Here is a 16,488-nt window from a genome sequence, read left to right on the forward strand (position 1 = left end):
TCGGCCAGCTGGGTTCATGCCTGAAAATCACATCGCGATATTTTGCCTCGTCAAGCGCCCAGCAACTCCCGCCAGGCTTCGTCGAGGAACTTCACATCCGCCTTCCTGAGTCCGGACCCGCCGGCGAAATGCCCATGGCTCGAACGGAAGGGACGCAGTTCCGCGTTCGGCATGTGCTCGACCTCGAACGCGCTGTCTTCGGGCGGGAAATAGAGGTCGCAGTCACCCGGCATGACGATCGCCCTGGCCTTGATGGCGCCCAGCGCCTTGCGGAAGTCGCCGTTGTAGAGCTCGTTGTCGCTGATATCGCCGGACTGCCAGGTGCGGATCATCGCGACCATGTTGTTGGCATCGCGCAGGTTGAACCACTGTTCCCAGTAGCCGACGATGAAGTCCTCGACCGAGGCATAGCCGAGCTCGAGATACTCCTCCTTGCGGAAGAACTCCTGTGAAAAGCCCCAGCCGGCATAGACGCGGCCCATGGCGCGCAGGCCCTTGAAGGGCTGCTCGTCATACCAGCCTTCCTTGAAGGCATCATCGGCCGTCAGCGCGGCTTTCACGCCCTCGAGCATCACGTGGTTATGCTTGGCCGTCTTCGCCGAGCCGGCGGTCGGGCAGATCGTCTCGACCATGTCGGGATAGAGCGCCGCCCAGTGGAAGGTCTGCGCGGCAGCCATAGACCAGCCGGTCACCATCTTGATCTTGGTGATACCGAACTTCTCGGTCAGCAGGCGATGCTGCGCCTTGATGTTGTCGTAATAGGTGACATGCGGGAAACGCGCCTTGTTGTAGGGTGGCGGCGTATTGGTCGGCGATGACGACAGTCCATTGCCGAAGATGTTGGGGATGACGATGAAGTACTTGCTCGGGTCGAGCGCGCCGCCTTCGCGGATGACCCACTGGTTGTCGTAGTGGGTCGAGGCCATGTAGGTCAGCAGGACGATGACGTTGCTCTTGTCGGCGTTGAGCCTGCCAAATGTCTTGTAGGCGAGCTTTGCGTTGGGAAGGGTCATCCCCTTCTGCAACTTGAGATCGCCAAGCTCGAAGATCTCGTAGTCGATCTCCTTGTCTATTTTCCATCCAGCCATAGGTTCCTCCTGCTTCTGGCAATAGTTCAGGGTTCAGGCGTTCCGTCATGGACCGCCAGCTGCAAGTCTTTCTCGAAGGCAATAAGTATTCATTCCGGCTTCGGTGAAACCGGTTCAGCTTCTCCTGCTGTTTTCCGCGTAATCCAGCCAGCCAGGTTTCAGCAGGTAGAAAAACGCAAAAACCCCGCGCACTCAGAAACCTGAGTTTGCGCGAGGTCTATCTAGATCCTCTATGAAACGCAGCGCTTTTGCTGCGGATACGGGCTCTTTCGGAGCCTTCGGAGGCCATCAGGCCTCACGAACACTTGAACATTATTCCATCAAGCCGTAGGCGTCAACCAGCGCTGCGGAAATTGCAGCAACCGACGTCTGCCTGGTCATGGCTTGCCGCCGCAGATAGTCATAAGCCTCATTGGCACGCAGCTTCTTCTGCGTCATCAGGATCAGCTTGGCCTGCTCGATCTGCCGTGAGGCATGCAGCGTCTCTTCGAGCTTCGCCACCTTGTTCAGCAACCGCCGTTCGTAGCTGAATATGTGGCGCGCCAGCGCGAGGTTGGACAGGATCGCGGCCGGCTGGCACGGCTTGACCAGCACGGCCTGGGCGTTTGAAAGCCTGAGCACATCGACCGGCACACCCTTGTCGCCATCGATGACCGCCACGACCGGCACCGGCGGCGCGCCGGAAAGCCACGGGGCAGCCGCAAGCACGTCGGCGTCGATTGCCACCAGCGCGAAGTCGAATCCGATCGGCGGCAGCGCCGGCGCCGGCCAGGCCATCTCGACGCGGCATCCCACCCGTCTGATCTCGCGCAACACGGCATCGCCCTGGGCATCACGCGGATGGACAAGAAGCACCGTCGACTGGCGCAGCTCCGCCTGCACGCCACCCGATCCACGCGTGGCCCGTGGTTGCGCAGCACTCGCACGCTGCGAGCCGTCGGCACCGACTCCATGGGATCCGCGAGAAGGACCGCTCATGTCCGAACCTCGTATGCTGTGCACTCAGGCAAATCGGCCACCCTCATGTGACGAGAAACGGATCGGGCCGCAGCGCAACCTTCGATTCCCTGAGGATGTCGAACCGGCCGCGATCGTCCGCCCTGCCGATCCGCGTCCAGAGCTCGGCGTGGCTGTTCTTGTAGTCGATGCCGATCCGGCCCTGCGGCGCTGCGATCTCCCGGCCGAGCACAGCCGGGCGCAATGTATCGGTATCCATGCTGTTCGTCTCGGTGACGGCCTGGGCGAAGAGGTGAACCTGGAAATACGCCGCCTCGGCGCACATGTTGGTGGACTCGGCCTCGCCGAAACGCTGCTTGAAGAGACGAACGAAGCGGTCGTTCTCTTCATTCTCCACGCTCTCGAAATAGGTCGCAGCGGTGATATGGCCCGCCCCAACGTCCGTCCCCATCAGCCGCAACTCCGCCTCGCAGGTGTTCAGGCTGCCGATGGGCATGTTGTCGGGGCTGAAGCCGGCGTCAGTGTAGGCCTGGTAGAAATGGGAGATCGCCTGGCCGACGACGGTCGAGAAGATGACGTCGGGTTTGTTGTTGCGCAGGTCGCGGATGATCGGCCGAAAATCATTCGGGCCCGCACCGAAACCCAGATATTCCTCACCAACGATCATGCCGCCCTGGCCGCAGACGAGATCGCGAACGATCCGGTTGGTCCGCCGGGGATAACAATAGTCGGTGCCGAGCAGGTAAAATCGGTTGCCATGGGTCGCGAGCAGATAGTTGATCAGCTCGATGGTGTTCTGGTTCGGCGACGATCCGGTGTAGATGATGTTGGGCGAGAATTCGAAGCCCTCATATCGCGTCGGATACCACAGCAGGGCGTTGACCCGCTCGACCAGCGGCAGCACGGCCTTGCGGCTTGTCGAGGTGTAGCAGCCGAAGATCGTGGTGACGCGATCCTCGATCAATAGCTTCCGCGCATAGTGGGAATAGAGTTCGGTGCTGGAGGTCGGATCATAGATGATCGGCACGAGCTCGCGACCATTGATGCCGCCCGCCGCATTGATCTCGGCGATGCCCAGCATCGTGCCCTTGAGCTGCGTCTCCTCGATCGCGCCGGTGTCTCCGGATTGCGAAAAGAGGACGCCGACGCGCCAGGGCTCGCCCGTCGAGCCCATGCTCAACTGCCGTCCACGGCAAGGTGAAATGCGAGCATCCGATCCTCCGCCTTCCATGCCCCTCGTCGGCCGGTTTCCAGCCATGGCCCGGCGCAACTTATGACGCTGCTGCCGCAAACCACCCCTACGAGGAATTAGATATTCCTAACATACAAGCAGGGGGAGACCAATCGAAAATGGGGTAATGTGCTCGAAGCCACCCGAAAACGCGCTGGTCGCTTGAGCGGTCCCGAGTGCCTGCCAGCTGGCAAATTCACCATTCTCACCGTGGCCACGTTCTAGCGTCGCTGGATTCGATCCACATGGCAAAGCCCGCACCGGTACGTCTTCGAGCAAAGCTTTCAGGAGATTCGCGGTAGTATGGGCATGACCCTTTGTCAGGCCAGGCATCAGCAGGTGCTTGGGGACGCGTCGTTCCAGGTTCAGGACGACAGGCCGTCAGTTCGGCGCGCCAAGACCTGCTCATCTGGCCGGCGCTTAGAGCCAGGACGCCGGTGTCTTCGGCAGGCGCTGATCGGGATCGATGACCTTGAGCGACGGCTGGCCCGGACCGTTCCAGCGCCACAAGGCGACGCAGCTGCCGCCGGGCGACATGAAGGACGGATAGACGACGCCGTCGAAGCCCTCGGCCAGCAGGCGTTGCTGAAGCCGATGGGTCTCCGGTACCCTGCCCTCATCGAGATCGGCGCGCCACTCATATCTGTGGATACTGGCGTCAATGCTGAGTTCATCCAAAATCGCGGCAACAGTCAGGTCGGCCAGCCTCGCCTCCGACAGCTCGAGCTGGGCGATCAGCGCCGGGTGCTGGACAAAACCCTGGTTGTATTCGGCCCAGGCCGTCGACAGCTCGCAGGCCGCATACAGCGTCGGCGACCCTACCGGGTTCCATCGCCCGCCGAAACGTGCGGCACCTTCGCCCGAAAGCGGCATATGCGCCCAGCGCGGCACAAAGGCCCGCCACAAGGTCCGCTGCTTCTGCAGGCCGGCTTCAGGCATAAACGCCGGAGCGCACCGCCTCCAGATAGGCCAGAACCTTGTCCGCCTTGCCCTCGCCAACCAGGTCATAGGCCGTCTTGCCGGCCCAGCCCGGGATGGGCTGATGCTTGAACCAGATGGCCGCGCGGCTTTCGTCGCCCGCCATCTCGACGGCCATCGCCAGGATGCGGACAACGGGGCTAAGCGCCTGGTCGACCTTGCGTGCCCCGGAGCGCGCCGTCAGCGTGTTGCGGGCAACGCCAACGAGCCGGGCCAGGTCGGCCTGGGTGACACCCAGCAGCTCCGACACGCGGCGAGCCGAGAGAAACTGCGACCGGGCCTCACCGAAATGGGCCGCCGACATTCCCAAACTCTGAGCTGCCATGACACGTTCCCTGACGTATTTTGATATCCACTCGTTCAATATGTGCGCATCATGCGCTCAATTCAAGCCCGGATTATGACCTCCGGGTCATGCCAGCGTGCATGTTACCCTGCTCGACCCGCTCCCCCACGCATGTCGTGCAGGCGCCATCGCCGCCTCCACGGAGGCACGTCATGGCAGGCAAGCGGTCAATCCTCGGATTGGTCGACTTCGCCGGCTCCTCCAAGTCCCAGGGCAACATTTCCGGCAAGCAACTGCTCCTTGCTAAGCAGCCCGGCATCTTCGAGCGCTTCGAAGTCGGGCAAATCGAGCAACGTATCGAGGCCGAACTGCGACAGGAACGTCTTGGTGGTAACGAAGGTGTAGGGCGCGCCCGGCGTCGGACTGCGCGGTCCCGAGGCAATGAAGTCATGCGACCTCAGCACGCCGATCAGATCGCGGCTGACCTCCTTGCCGAAAAACGCCGTCAGTTCGCCTCGGGTGATCGGCTGGAAATAGGCAATGCACATCAGCACTAGCACTTCCGATTGCGACAGTGGGCGCGCCATATCGACCTGCCCCGTCGCCGCGCGAATGGCATCGGCAAACGCCTTCTTGGTGCGATGCTGCCAGCCGCCGGCAACCGAAACCAGCTCATAAGGCCGACCGGCAAGCTCTGCCCTGATGTCGTCGATGATCAGGTCGAGATTGCAATTCCTGCCAACGATCCGAACCAGCATCTCGCGCGGTACGGGTTCGCTCGCGGCAAAGATCACCGCCTCCACCCGGCCCATCCATTCGCGCCAGCGCAGCTCCGGCGGCAGGTGCTCGAGCTCGGTGTCGAGCAATGTCGGCTGATCCTTGTCCTTTCGGCGCGCTTCCGTCATCGCTACAGGCCGTACAACCGGAAGGAGGCGCGCCCGGAGAGTTCCCGCACCGCTTCGAATGTCTGCAGCCGTTCGAACAGACGCCGTGCCGCAAATCGCGACAGATTGCGCGTGCTCAGCGTACCGGGGACGGCATCGTCGTCGAGCAATCGCCGGATCGCTTCGCCTGCTCCTTTCGCCCGCAGCTTCGGCGTTGCCGCCGCAAGCCGCTCGGCGCGCCGGGCGATGTCGAGCGCGTGCCTCAAGCCGTCACCGGCCCCGTTTGCCAGAGCTACACACACGGCCCGCCCGAATGCAGCGTCCCCAGGCCGGATGCGTTTGCCGCGGCCGTCGCCGGAACGGAAGGCCGGGGAAAACAGCTGCGCGGCCAGAAGCGGCACGGGTCGGGACCAGCCCAGCTTTCGCGCCAGAACCAGATCGGCCAGCCACCAGGCCAAGAGTTCGGCATCTCCCCGACCGGCAACGACGTGACCGGCGATCGCCGCCGCGGCCAGCGGAGCCGGCTTGTCCCCCGCGGCCAGTTCCTCGACGGTTTCGGCAAGTTTGTCGTACCTGTCGTCGACGCGCAGGCCAAGCCATTCGGTGATCTGCGCCAGCCCGCCGGCGTCGATCGTTGGCGGCCGCGAGGCCAGATGGCGCCATGCCCCGAGGATGCTGCCGGCAGGCCCGGGATCTCCGCTTGCCGGGCGCAGATACCAGGCGTCACGCAATGCGGCCTCTTCCTCCGTGCGTCCGGCCAGCCGAACGGCAGCGACGGCACATTTCAGTGCCAACCGTTGGCGCCAGCTGCCGGCCCAGGCCGGCTCGGAGCGCACCAGATTGTCGAGCGCACACAGCGCAGCACCTGCGTAGAACGCGGCATCGGCGTCACTGGCCACTGGCCCATCCGGCAGCGCCCACGCAGGCATGCGCGGCAGCGCAGACGGAACGGCAAGTGGTTGGATCGCTCGAATCATCGCTGACGAGCGTATTCGAGCAGTGCGCTTACTGCCACGGCCGCCAGCCTAAAGCGCACAGCCATTTCACCGGGCAAATGGCTCACACCACGCCCTTCCGCAATGAACGATCCGTCATTGCGGCCGGCAGCGCGCCCCCTTTCCCAAGGCATTGCGCGCAACACTGCACACCCGACGCCGCCCGGCTATACTGCCACCAGATGGCCGCCTGATACTTCCCGGAACTGGCGCAGCGGGACCTGGTAGTCCGGCGCACGGATCGGGCTTTTCAGTTCGTCCGCGGCCGACATACGCTTTTCGTGGCGACGATCGGGGTCCGGAACCGGCACAGCCGCCAGCAGACGCTTGGTGTAGTCGTGCTGCGGATTGCCGAAGACTGCCGCACGCGGGCCGATCTCGACGATTTCGCCGAGATACATCACCGCCACGCGGTGGCTGACGCGCTCGACCACCGCCATGTCATGGCTGATGAACAGGAAGGCCAGGTTAAGGCTCTGCTGCAGGTCGAGCATCAGGTTGATCACCTGCGCCTTGACCGAGACGTCGAGCGCCGAGACGCTTTCGTCGGCGACGATGACTTTCGGCTCGAGCGCCAGCGCCCGTGCAATGCAGATGCGCTGCCGCTGGCCGCCGGAGAACTCGTGGGGATAGCGGCTCGCCATGTCGGGCGAGAGGCCTACCTTGCTGAGCAGATCGGCGACCAGCTCGCGCCCCTGTTTTGCCGTGCCCATCCTGTGCTCGAGATAGGGCTCGGCAATCGCCTGGCCGACCGTCATGCGCGGATTGAGCGAGGCGAACGGGTCCTGGAAGATCATCTGCACCGATTTGCGCATCTGCCGCATCTCGTGCTTGTCCATGCCAATGACGTCCTTGCCGTCGATCTTGACCGCGCCCGAGGTCGGCTCGATCAGCCGCATGATGGCGCGGCCGGTGGTCGACTTGCCGCAGCCGGATTCGCCGACCAGGGACAGCGTTTCGCCGGCAAACAGGTCGAAGGAAACGTTCTCCACCGCATGCACACGCCCGCCGATCCGGCCGAACAGGCCAGTAGGGATGTCGAAGCGCTTAACCAGGTTTTTCACCTGCAGGACCGGTCTGTCGCGAACGACCGTATCGGGTTTTTCCACGGGCAGTGTGCACTCGCCCGTCGAGGTGTTGACGATGGGAAAGCGGAGCGGGCGGTCGTATTGCTCCATCGAACCGAGCACCGGCACGGCGGAGAGCAGCGCGCGGGTGTAATGGTGCTTGCCGCGATGGAAGATGTCGGCGGTTGCACCGGTTTCCACCTGATCGCCGCGGAACATCACAACCGTGCGGTCGGCCACCTCCGCCACCACGCCCATGTCGTGGGTAATGAACAGCACCGACGTTCCCTGTTCGTCCTGTAGCATCTTGATCAGGTCGAGGATCTGTCCCTGGATGGTGACGTCGAGCGCCGTCGTCGGCTCGTCGGCGATCAGCAGTTTTGGGCGCGAGGCCAGTGCCATGGCGATCATCACGCGCTGACGCATTCCGCCCGAAAACCGGTGCGGATACTCGTCGAAGCGCGAGGCGGCAGAGGGAATGCGCACCTTTTCCAGCAACCGGATGGTCTCGGCCCTGGCGTCGGCGAAGGACATGGCATTATGGCAAAGCAGCGCCTCGGAGATCTGGTCCCCAATGGTGAAGAGCGGATTGAGGCTCGTCATCGGCTCCTGGAAGATCATCGCGACGTCGTTGCCGCGCACCTGCCGCATCTTGTCTTCGGGCAGGTCGGTCAGGTTCCGGCCGTTGAGGACGATCCTGCCCTCGATGCGGCTTGTGTCGGGCGGCAGCAGGCGCATGATCGACAGCGACGTCACGCTCTTGCCCGACCCGGATTCACCGACGATGGCAACGGTTTCGCCGGGCGCGACTTCGAAGGAGATGTCGCGCACGACAGGCTTCCATTCGCCGTCGACCATGAACGAGGTCGTGAGTTTCTGCACCGACAGAACCGGATCGACGGTCTGGCCAAGGCTGTTTTCCTGAACGCTCATTATCTCTCCTCCCTGACCTGATCGACAGGCTGCGCGCTCAATCCGGCCAGCGCAGCAGGCCGTCAAAGCGGTGACGGCTGCGGTTCTCGAACGGCGTGGCGATGATCTCGTTGGAGGCGCGTGCCCTGTCGAGTTCCTCGGCCAGGCGCCGGGCGACAACCGTCTCCTGGCCCGGATGCAGGTTGCAGGGGTCGAGGTAGAAGTAATCATGCTCGACCTCGTGGTCACGCACGATGATGGGCTGGTCGCCGCCCGCCAGCGCAGATGCCAGATCCCAGGCTGTGATATGCGCCTCCTGCGCGCTGATGTTGACGCGCAGCCGGTCGAGCGGGTTCTTCGTCGGGTCCGGCTCGATCACGGCGTTGACGCCGGAGCGGCCGTCGAGCGTCTCCTTCCACAGCCTGAGATAGCCGGTCTCGCGTTCACGGATGCCGGCGTGGTCGCGCTTCTCCCAGGCTTCCAATGCGGCCATGGCGCCATAGACGCTTTCCTTGCCGACCTTCATGCCGCGGCCGATGCCGAGGTTCTGCAGGTAGCCGTGTCGGACCAATTCCTTCTTGCCGGCGACGATGCCGGACGTCGGCCCTCCCAGGAACTTGTGACCGGAGTAGAGAACCATATCGGCGCCCTGGGCGAGGAAGATGCGCAAATCATACTCGGACGCCGCGTCGACGATGACAGGCACGCCCCTGGCATGTGCGATCTCGACGAATTCGAGCAGGTTGAGCAGGCCGTAGTCGACGACATGGTGCGATACGACATAGACAGCCGCCGCCGTTTTGTCGGTGATCGCATTCTCCATGTGGAAACGGTGGGTGGATGTCGCCTGTCCGATGATGACCGGCTTCGCCCCGGCAAGGCGGACGGCCTGATCGACAGGCGCGCCATAGCTGACGATGTGCCCCATCTGGATGATTACTTCATTCCTGGCAGGCGTCTGATCCGGCAAACGTTCGATCGCCAGCAGGTTGTCACCGGTCATGGCGCCGGCGACGGCGAGCGAGATCCCGGCCGAGCACGACGCCGTTATGTAGCCGGCTTCGGCGCCCGTGAGACGGGCGATCACCGCACTTGCCTTGCGTTGGAGATCGTTGATCTCGACAAACTGCGGCAGGATCTCGGCCATCGCGGCGATCGCTTCCGGCACGACAATCGAGGCGCCGAGGCTCGTCATCGTTCCCGACACATTGATCACCGGTCGCAGGCCGAGCTTGCGGCGGACGTCTTCGGTCATTTTCCTCTCCCGTGCATCGGCAAGCGTCGGCTTTCGGCTCGACAAGATATGCCATAATAATGTAATAGATTACCCAGACTATCAGGAGCACGCCCTTGGACGCGATAACTCAATCCACTGATGCGACTGACGAACCGACGTCGGCAAACGGCGCCAGGCGTTCTCGGGTTTCGGGCATCGACCGCGCCCTGCAGGTGATCGACTATCTCTACGAAACCGGCGAGCCGGCGGGCGCCTATGCCATCGCCAAGGCGATCAAGGCGCCGCTGTCGACCGTCTACGTCATCATCGACGATCTCGTCGAGAAGAACATGCTGGCCCGCAGCCCCGATGGTTCCATCTGGCTTGGCGCGCGGCTCTACCACTATGGCCTCGCCTATGCGCGCTCGCTCGACTTCATGGGCGTCGCCAACCGCGAGATGCACGATCTCTGCCGCGACGTCGGCGAAACGGTCCAGCTGTGCGGCCGTGAAGGCGACCACATGCTGGTGCTCGCCATGGCCGACGGCCCGAGCCCGTTCCAGGTCGCCTCCCGTGTCGGCACGCGGGTGCCGCTGAACTGGACAGCATCCGGCCGGCTGCTCGTCGGCCATCTGCCCGAAGCCGAGCGCATCGACCTTTTCAAGCGTTGCGCCCGCATGTCGCCGACCGGTCGTGCAGAAGTGGATGCGACCGCCCTTTCGGCCGCCGCGGGCAAGGCGTTCCAGCAGCGGCTTTCGATGCAGATCGCGGAATCCGACTATGCGGTGGCCTGCATTGCTTCGCCGGTCTGCGACCGCGACGGGAAATGCGTCGCGACGATCTCCATCGTGCTGCCGGAGCAGAAGGTCCTGTCCGACGAGAGCCACTACACAGACCGCGTGCGCGCCTCCGCCGAGCGGATCGAGACCTCGATGGGTTGGCGCAACCGCTAGCGTCATCGCTCAGCTCCGAAGTGCCACGATCGCTTCGATCTCCACCGTGATGTTGCCGGGGAGAGAACCGAAGCCGACGGCCGAGCGCGCGTGGTGACCGGCCTCTCCGAACACATCGATGAAGAGATCAGAACATCCGTTGATGACCTGTGGGTGGTCTTCAAAATCAGGCGACGCATTGACCATGCCGAGCAGCTTGACGACGCGCTTGACCCTCGAGAGATCGCCGAGCGCTTCCTGCATCACCGCCAGCAGGTTGATCCCGACAAGGCGGGCGTGCTGATAGGCCTGGCTGACGCTGACACCTTCGCCGACCTTGCCCGTCCACAACCTGCCATCCGCCTCGCGAGGCCCCTGCCCCGAGAGATAGAGCATGTCCCCCTCGCGCACATGGGTGACGAAGTTAGCGACCGGCGGCGGTGCCGGCGGAAGCTGGACACCCAGCATGATCAGGCGGTCGGCAGGACTTGCGGTTGCGGAGGCGGCGATGGCTTGGGAGGCGGTCAATTCAGGTCCAGTCTCTGGGATCATGTTTCAGCGCCACGACAGGCCATGGCTGTGACGCACGAGCTTGCGGGCGCGTGGCACGTATCGGCTGGCGGCAACGGCCTCCGATCCGATGATTGCGTAACGCGGTTCGAACAGGCGCTTGAGCCGTGAGGTGTCGCCGTTCGAATCGGTGGCTTCGAGGTCGCCGTCGACGAGATCGAAGATGGTGAAATCCGCACGCGCACCAACAGTGATCGATTTCGGCATTTCCACCTTGATCGCCGAGGCCGGCGCATGGGTGACGGCTTCGACGACCCTGCCGAACGGCATGCCGACCGACAGCAGCTTGGACATCGTCGTCGCGAGATCCCATACCGGGAAATTCATCGAGTGGCCGTGCAGGTCAGTCGAGATCGAGAACGGCATCAATCCGCGCTGGATCGCGGCCTCGGCGACCTTGAACGAGAACGATGCGCCACCATGGCCGATGTCGAGCCGCACGCCTTCGGCAGCGCAACGCTCGGCGAGCGTGAACAGGTCCTCGTCTTCCATGATGCTCGACCCGGCCTTGCCGTTGAAGCAATGGGTGACGATGTCGCCGGGCCCAAGAATCTCCAGCACCTCGTCATAAAGGGCCGGCGGCTCACCGACATGGACCATCATCGGGATCTTCAGGATCTTGGCGATCTTCTTGCCGAGCTTGACCGGGGTCACGCCCCACGACCCCGTGATGACGTGGCTTGCACGCACCTTGATGCCGACGATGTGCTCACTGTTGTCGGCATAGCACTGCAGGATGCGGTCGAGATCGATGTCCTTGATGTCGCGCAGCTCCGGAACACGATTGCAGGCGACGAGGCCGATGGACCCGAGATTGAGGAATGCCTTGATGCGTTCGCGCGCGGGTTCGATGATATATTCGCGAAAGCCGTGAAAATTGGACTCACCCGCTGAACCGGCATCGACCAGCGTCGTCACGCCGCGTTCGACCCCGCATTCGGACGGCCGGATCGAGATGTCGGTGCCGCCGTACCAGATATGGACGTGCAGATCGACCCAGCCCGGCGAAATCCAGGCTCCCCTGGCGTCTATGCGTTCCGCGCCTTCAGGCGCCTGAAGCGACGGTCCGACGGCTGCGATCATGCCATCCGCGCCCACCAGTATGTCGGTTGGCAGCGACGTGCTGTCGCCAAGGGCGACAGGCCTGACATTGGAAAGGAGAAGGGGCTTGCCCGTTGCTGTGGCTGCCATCTTACATGTCCTTTCGCAGTCTCGGGTCGAGCATGTCCCTCAGGCCGTCGCCAACCAGCTGCAGCGACAGCACCGAGAGAATGATGGCGAAGCCGGGAAAGTAGGTCATCCAGTCGGCTTGGCCGATATACTGGCGTCCACCGGCGATCATGGTTCCCCAGGTCGGGATTTCCGGGCTGACGCCCAGCCCCAGGAACGACAAGCCAGCCTCGGCCAGCATGGCGCTGGCGAACAGGAAGGTGCCCTGCACCAGGATCGGCGACACCAGGTTGCGCAGCACGTGCCGTGTCATGATGTGGAAGGTCGAGATGCCCATCGACTTCGCCGCCTCGACATAAGGCAGCTCGCGGATGACGAGCGTCGAGGCGCGAACGATGCGCGCCAGCCGTGGCGCATAGACGATCGACAGCGCCACGATCACCGTGACCAGCGACGGGCCGAGTGCTGCAACAAGAGCAATCGCCAGCAGGATGTCGGGGAACGCCATCATGGCGTCGATGAGCCGCGCGATCGGCGTGTCGAGCGAACGGAAGAAGCCGGCAAGCAAGCCAAGCGTCACGCCGATGAGCGCTGACAGCGTGACCACCGCAGCACCGACCAAAAGCGACAGCCGTCCCGCATAGATGGTGCGCGAGAAGATATCGCGGCCGAATTCGTCTGTTCCGAACCAGAACATCTCGCTCGGCGGCTTCAGTCGGTTGACGATGGAAAGCTTGGACGGCGAGTAAGGCGCGATCCAAGGCGCAAGCAGGGCAAGCAGGACAAAGACCGCCAGCACGATGACGCCAAAGGCAACGGTCTTGCGCTTCAACAGTCGGCGCAGGAACAGGAACTTCGGCTCCGGGGCCGGCAAGGATGCGGAAGCGAGATCGGTCATCAGTAACGCACCCTTGGATCGACCAGCAGATAGAGCATGTCGATGGCGAAGTTGATGAGGACATAGAGGCCGGCAATGACCAGCAGTGCACCCTGGATGACGGGATAGTCGCGCCTCAGCACCGCCGAGACCACAAGGTTGCCGACACCAGGCAGGCCGAAGACCGTTTCGGTGACGACAGCGCCTGAGATCAGCACCGCGGCGGTCAACCCGACCACCGTCAGGATCGGGATCAAGGCGTTCTTGAGTGCGTGTTTCAGCACAACGCGCCGTTCGACGACGCCCTTGGCACGCGCCGTGCGGATGTAATCGTCGCCCAGAACGTCCAGCATCGAGGCGCGGGTAAAGCGCAGGATCAGCGCCGACGACACCAGGCCGAGTGCCACGGCGGGCAAGGTGAGATGGTACATCCTGTCGAGAAACGCCGCATCCGGCCCGCCGTAACCGGACACCGGAAACCATTGCTGCCGAACCGCGAACACCTGCATCAGGATCAGGCCCAGCCAGAAGCTCGGGATGCTGGCAGCCAGCATGGCAAGCAGCGTCGAGGCCTGGTCGATGAAGGACCCGCGCCGGTAGGCGGCATAGATACCGATGGGCAGAGCGATGACGCAGGCGATGGACAGCGAAAAGACGGTGAGGAAGAAGGTTGGCTCAGCACGTTCCATCAAGGCTGCCGACACTGGCATGTTGAGGAAGATCGAGTGGCCGAGATCGCCCTTCAACAGTTGGGCGACATAGAGAAAATACTGGATGAAAATCGACTTATCGAGGCCGAGGCGCGTCCTGAGCTCCGCTATGTCCTGGGGCGTGGCATCGGGCCCCAGCATGACGGCGGCCGGATCGCCTGGTGTGACGCGCACGATCACGAAGACGATCGTCACGACGATGAACATCACGACGATCATTCCGGCGATGCGCTGAAGGATGTAGCGTATCATGGCAGGTCCCGTATCCGCGTTGGCTTCGCGGCAATGGGCGGACGCCGGTCTGACCGGCGCCCGCTATTGTCAGCGTCTTACTTCTTGATCGAAGCGTTCCAGAAGTAAGGCCACGGAGCAGGATCCACGCCCTGGAGCTTGTTGGAAATCGAGCCCACGGCATTGAAGTTGCCGATCTTGATGAAGGGCACGTCGCCGTAGATGACCTTCTGCACGTCGGCCCAGAGGGCCACACGCTTGGCCGGGTCGACTTCGGCGGTGAAGGCATCGACCGCTGCCTTGCGTTCCGGCGTGTCCCACCAGCCGGGCGCCGTCGTCGACAGCGAACCGATCAGTGCTGGCTCCGGCAGGAACGGGCTGTGGGTGATGTAGATGTCCCAAAGGCCCTTCTCGGCGCGGCGCTGGGTCAGCGTCGCCCAATCCACCACCTGCAGATCGACATTGAAGCCGGCGAGCTTGAGATACTCGGCGGCGACCTGCGCCATCTTGTAGTGGAACTCGTACTGGCGGCTGGTCAGGATACGGACAGGCTCGCCCTTGTAGCCGGCAGCCGCCGCAGCCGCTTTGGCGCCTTCCGGATTGGCAACGTTGTAGTTGCCTTCAACGCCGGCATCGGTGCTCCAGGAGAAACTCGCCGGATAGATGTTGCCTTCGAGCCCGTAGAAATCGGTGCTGCCGAAAGCCGCAGCCAGCATGTCTTCCATGCTGAGCGCCTGGCGGATCGCCTTGCGGACTTCGACGTTCTTCGCCGATCCCTCGGCCGTGTTGAAGACGAACACCGGATAACCGAACGGCTTCAGCACGATCGGCTGCGTCGCGGCAGCACCCTTCAGCTTGTCGAAGGATTCCACCGGCAAAGCGTCGACATAATCGTACTGGCCCGAGACGGCGGACTCAACGCGGGTGTTGGCGTCGGGCACCGGCACGAAGCGGATTTCGTCGAGATAGGCATGGCGAGCGCCGCCATAACCGTCGCTCGCTTCCGATCGCGCCTTGTAGCCGTCGTAGCGCACGAGCTGGATGTACTGGTCGGCCTTGCGCTCCTTCAACATGTAGGGGCCGGTGCCGACAAACTCGGCCATTGTGTCGGCCTGCTTCTCGGACGGAATGATGATCGCGGCCGAGTTGTTGAAGGCGAGCAGAGAGGCCAGCGGCGCATAGGGCTGCTTGAGCGCGATGGTGACGGTCGACGGATCGGTCGCAGTGATCGAGGCAATGAAGTTGCCGGCCTGCTTGCCACGCGAGGCGAGCTTGACCCAGCGGCTCAGCGAGGCGACGACGTCGGCCGAATCCATGTCGGTGCCGTCGTGGAACTTGATGCCCTGGCGCAGCTTGATGGTCATGGTCTTGCCGTCGGCGCCGATCTCCGGCAGCGCCTCGCCGAGAAGCGGGGTCACGGTCCATTTCTTATCGAAAGTATAGAGCGTCTCGAACATATGCTGCGTGACGATACCGACCAGGTCGGCAGTCGACGTCATCGGATCGAGCGTCGGCGGCTCGCCAATGGTGGCGACATTGATCACGCCGCCCTTTTCCTGCGCCATCAGATAACCCGACTGCGCCAGCAGAAGTGCTGCAGCCAAGGATGCAAGTTTCAGCTTCATTGAACGTCCTCCCTAACGTATTCCATTTTTATGGAATATAAGCTGTTATTAGAGAGTACATGAGCGATTTCCGCTGTCAATGCCCGTGACGAAGAAGCTGGGAATCTGGGTACAATGCCAAGTATCTCTGGCATTTTTCACAACCTATCCATCCAGTTTCTTTGAAAGAAATGCCTCGATGAAGGAAACCTTGAATTTTCTGGGCTACTACAAGGTCGACGACACACTTTACGAATTGTCGTCCAACGCCCGTTCATCTTGAAGCCATCAGGCCTTCCAACATCGATACCGACTGGGGCGTTCCAGCACACAGACATGGATCCACTCTTGTCTCCAGCCCCGCGTGAAGGGCGGCTGTTTGTGCTGGCATGACGGGCATGGAACCGGTAGCGGAACCTAGGCACAGGCGACCTAGCCCGCCCCCGTCGAAGCCGGCATCGCTTCGCGAGGATCGCGGAATGCTCGCCTCCCCGGCGCCAGGCGCAGACATCCTGAGTGGTCACCCCCACCGCGCGATTGGAATGCTGCGTTTGGTCTCCGTCACAAGCTCACGACATAATGCGTGCGCATTGTCCTTGGCTCGCGCTTGGTGATCCTAAGCAAGGCCCCGGCCTCGTCCAACGCATTTACCTGGCGCAACACCAGCGCGTGCGCAACGCCAAAGATGCGGGCGAAGCTGCGGCCGTCATGGGCGATGTCCATCTCGTCTGCCGCGACAACGGCAGCCTAGAGTTTGCTCAGATCGGGATATACCTGCAG

The 16,488-nt window shown here is 62.8% G+C and carries 16 protein-coding genes; 1 reads left to right on the forward strand and 15 read right to left on the reverse strand.

From position 1 onward, the window contains the following. Positions 1–50 precede the first annotated feature (50 nt). The 9 genes from SLT36_RS28800 to SLT36_RS28840 form a co-directional block, all read right to left on the reverse strand. The gene (locus tag SLT36_RS28800) at positions 51–1,088 is read right to left on the reverse strand and encodes an alpha/beta fold hydrolase (protein ID WP_432289062.1); all 1,038 of its coding nucleotides are present in this window, start codon (positions 1,086–1,088) and stop codon (positions 51–53) included. Positions 1,089–1,400: 312 nt separating this feature from the next. Further along, complete coding sequence (locus SLT36_RS28805; RefSeq protein WP_432289063.1) at positions 1,401–2,066, reverse strand: ANTAR domain-containing response regulator; 666 nt, start codon at positions 2,064–2,066, stop codon at positions 1,401–1,403. Positions 2,067–2,109: 43 nt separating this feature from the next. Further along, entirely contained in the window at positions 2,110–3,219 is a 1,110-nt protein-coding gene (locus SLT36_RS28810; protein ID WP_432289064.1) for a transporter substrate-binding domain-containing protein, read from the reverse strand. A 477-nt stretch (positions 3,220–3,696) separates the two neighbouring features. Then, complete coding sequence (locus tag SLT36_RS28815; RefSeq protein ID WP_432289066.1) at positions 3,697–4,215, reverse strand: RES family NAD+ phosphorylase; 519 nt, start codon at positions 4,213–4,215, stop codon at positions 3,697–3,699. Beyond that, the gene (locus SLT36_RS28820; protein ID WP_432289068.1) at positions 4,208–4,579 is read right to left on the reverse strand and encodes an antitoxin Xre/MbcA/ParS toxin-binding domain-containing protein; all 372 of its coding nucleotides are present in this window, start codon (positions 4,577–4,579) and stop codon (positions 4,208–4,210) included. Before SLT36_RS28820 ends, SLT36_RS28815 begins: the two co-directional genes overlap by 8 nt. Positions 4,580–4,767: 188 nt before the next feature. Then, on the reverse strand, positions 4,768–5,445 hold the full coding sequence (gene scpB / locus SLT36_RS28825) for an SMC-Scp complex subunit ScpB (protein WP_432289070.1): 678 nt from the start codon (positions 5,443–5,445) through the stop codon (positions 4,768–4,770). A 2-nt stretch (positions 5,446–5,447) separates the two neighbouring features. Continuing rightward, positions 5,448–6,401 carry a DUF1403 family protein gene (locus SLT36_RS28830; RefSeq protein ID WP_432289072.1) on the reverse strand — a complete coding sequence of 318 codons (954 nt, stop codon included), beginning with the start codon at positions 6,399–6,401 and terminating at the stop codon, positions 5,448–5,450. Between the two features lie 185 nt (positions 6,402–6,586). Further along, a complete protein-coding gene (locus SLT36_RS28835) occupies positions 6,587–8,419 on the reverse strand; it encodes an ABC transporter ATP-binding protein (protein WP_432289074.1) in 1,833 nt (610 codons plus the stop codon). 37 nt (positions 8,420–8,456) lie between these two features. Beyond that, positions 8,457–9,653, reverse strand: coding sequence for an aminotransferase class V-fold PLP-dependent enzyme (locus SLT36_RS28840; RefSeq protein ID WP_432289076.1), 1,197 nt, complete (start codon positions 9,651–9,653; stop codon positions 8,457–8,459). 95 nt (positions 9,654–9,748) lie between these two features. On the opposite strand from SLT36_RS28840, the gene SLT36_RS28845 reads away from it, so the two are divergent. Beyond that, complete coding sequence (locus tag SLT36_RS28845; protein WP_154384458.1) at positions 9,749–10,567, forward strand: IclR family transcriptional regulator; 819 nt, start codon at positions 9,749–9,751, stop codon at positions 10,565–10,567. A 9-nt stretch (positions 10,568–10,576) separates the two neighbouring features. Here SLT36_RS28845 and SLT36_RS28850 read toward each other — a convergent pair whose 3' ends face one another. The 6 genes from SLT36_RS28850 to SLT36_RS28875 form a co-directional block, all read right to left on the reverse strand. Continuing rightward, entirely contained in the window at positions 10,577–11,014 is a 438-nt protein-coding gene (locus SLT36_RS28850) for a RidA family protein (protein WP_067968411.1), read from the reverse strand. Positions 11,015–11,101: 87 nt separating this feature from the next. Beyond that, positions 11,102–12,307: an amidohydrolase/deacetylase family metallohydrolase gene (locus tag SLT36_RS28855; protein ID WP_432289078.1), complete on the reverse strand. Its 1,206-nt coding sequence runs from the start codon at positions 12,305–12,307 to the stop codon at positions 11,102–11,104. Position 12,308: 1 nt separating this feature from the next. Next, positions 12,309–13,184 (reverse strand): ABC transporter permease, encoded by an 876-nt coding sequence (locus SLT36_RS28860; RefSeq protein WP_067967330.1) that lies wholly within the window; start codon positions 13,182–13,184, stop codon positions 12,309–12,311. Further along, on the reverse strand, positions 13,184–14,125 hold the full coding sequence (locus tag SLT36_RS28865) for an ABC transporter permease (protein WP_432289080.1): 942 nt from the start codon (positions 14,123–14,125) through the stop codon (positions 13,184–13,186). Before SLT36_RS28865 ends, SLT36_RS28860 begins: the two co-directional genes overlap by 1 nt. A 77-nt stretch (positions 14,126–14,202) precedes the next feature. Next, the gene (locus tag SLT36_RS28870; RefSeq protein WP_432289082.1) at positions 14,203–15,729 is read right to left on the reverse strand and encodes an ABC transporter substrate-binding protein; all 1,527 of its coding nucleotides are present in this window, start codon (positions 15,727–15,729) and stop codon (positions 14,203–14,205) included. Positions 15,730–16,269: 540 nt separating this feature from the next. Beyond that, positions 16,270–16,431, reverse strand: a complete 162-nt coding sequence (locus SLT36_RS28875; protein ID WP_432289084.1) for a hypothetical protein — start codon at positions 16,429–16,431, stop codon at positions 16,270–16,272. Positions 16,432–16,488 lie beyond the last annotated feature (57 nt).

This window comes from Aminobacter sp. BA135 (assembly GCF_050859125.1).
Classification (GTDB): domain Bacteria; phylum Pseudomonadota; class Alphaproteobacteria; order Rhizobiales; family Rhizobiaceae; genus Aminobacter; species Aminobacter ciceronei.

What these genes read in the sequence shown, in the direction of transcription:
- SLT36_RS28850 (WP_067968411.1), bottom strand. Translation starts at nt 11,014, where the DNA reads ATGCTGGGTGTCCAGCTTCCGCCGGCACCGCCGCCGGTCGCTAACTTC.
- scpB (WP_432289070.1), bottom strand. Translation starts at nt 5,445, where the DNA reads ATGACGGAAGCGCGCCGAAAGGACAAGGATCAGCCGACATTGCTCGAC.
- SLT36_RS28865 (WP_432289080.1), bottom strand. Translation starts at nt 14,125, where the DNA reads ATGATACGCTACATCCTTCAGCGCATCGCCGGAATGATCGTCGTGATG.
- SLT36_RS28875 (WP_432289084.1), bottom strand. Translation starts at nt 16,431, where the DNA reads ATGGACATCGCCCATGACGGCCGCAGCTTCGCCCGCATCTTTGGCGTT.
- SLT36_RS28805 (WP_432289063.1), bottom strand. Translation starts at nt 2,066, where the DNA reads ATGAGCGGTCCTTCTCGCGGATCCCATGGAGTCGGTGCCGACGGCTCG.
- SLT36_RS28820 (WP_432289068.1), bottom strand. Translation starts at nt 4,579, where the DNA reads ATGGCAGCTCAGAGTTTGGGAATGTCGGCGGCCCATTTCGGTGAGGCC.
- SLT36_RS28835 (WP_432289074.1), bottom strand. Translation starts at nt 8,419, where the DNA reads ATGAGCGTTCAGGAAAACAGCCTTGGCCAGACCGTCGATCCGGTTCTG.
- SLT36_RS28855 (WP_432289078.1), bottom strand. Translation starts at nt 12,307, where the DNA reads ATGGCAGCCACAGCAACGGGCAAGCCCCTTCTCCTTTCCAATGTCAGG.
- SLT36_RS28800 (WP_432289062.1), bottom strand. Translation starts at nt 1,088, where the DNA reads ATGGCTGGATGGAAAATAGACAAGGAGATCGACTACGAGATCTTCGAG.
- SLT36_RS28870 (WP_432289082.1), bottom strand. Translation starts at nt 15,729, where the DNA reads ATGAAGCTGAAACTTGCATCCTTGGCTGCAGCACTTCTGCTGGCGCAG.
- SLT36_RS28840 (WP_432289076.1), bottom strand. Translation starts at nt 9,653, where the DNA reads ATGACCGAAGACGTCCGCCGCAAGCTCGGCCTGCGACCGGTGATCAAT.
- SLT36_RS28810 (WP_432289064.1), bottom strand. Translation starts at nt 3,219, where the DNA reads ATGGGCTCGACGGGCGAGCCCTGGCGCGTCGGCGTCCTCTTTTCGCAA.
- SLT36_RS28815 (WP_432289066.1), bottom strand. Translation starts at nt 4,215, where the DNA reads ATGCCTGAAGCCGGCCTGCAGAAGCAGCGGACCTTGTGGCGGGCCTTT.
- SLT36_RS28830 (WP_432289072.1), bottom strand. Translation starts at nt 6,401, where the DNA reads ATGATTCGAGCGATCCAACCACTTGCCGTTCCGTCTGCGCTGCCGCGC.
- SLT36_RS28860 (WP_067967330.1), bottom strand. Translation starts at nt 13,184, where the DNA reads ATGACCGATCTCGCTTCCGCATCCTTGCCGGCCCCGGAGCCGAAGTTC.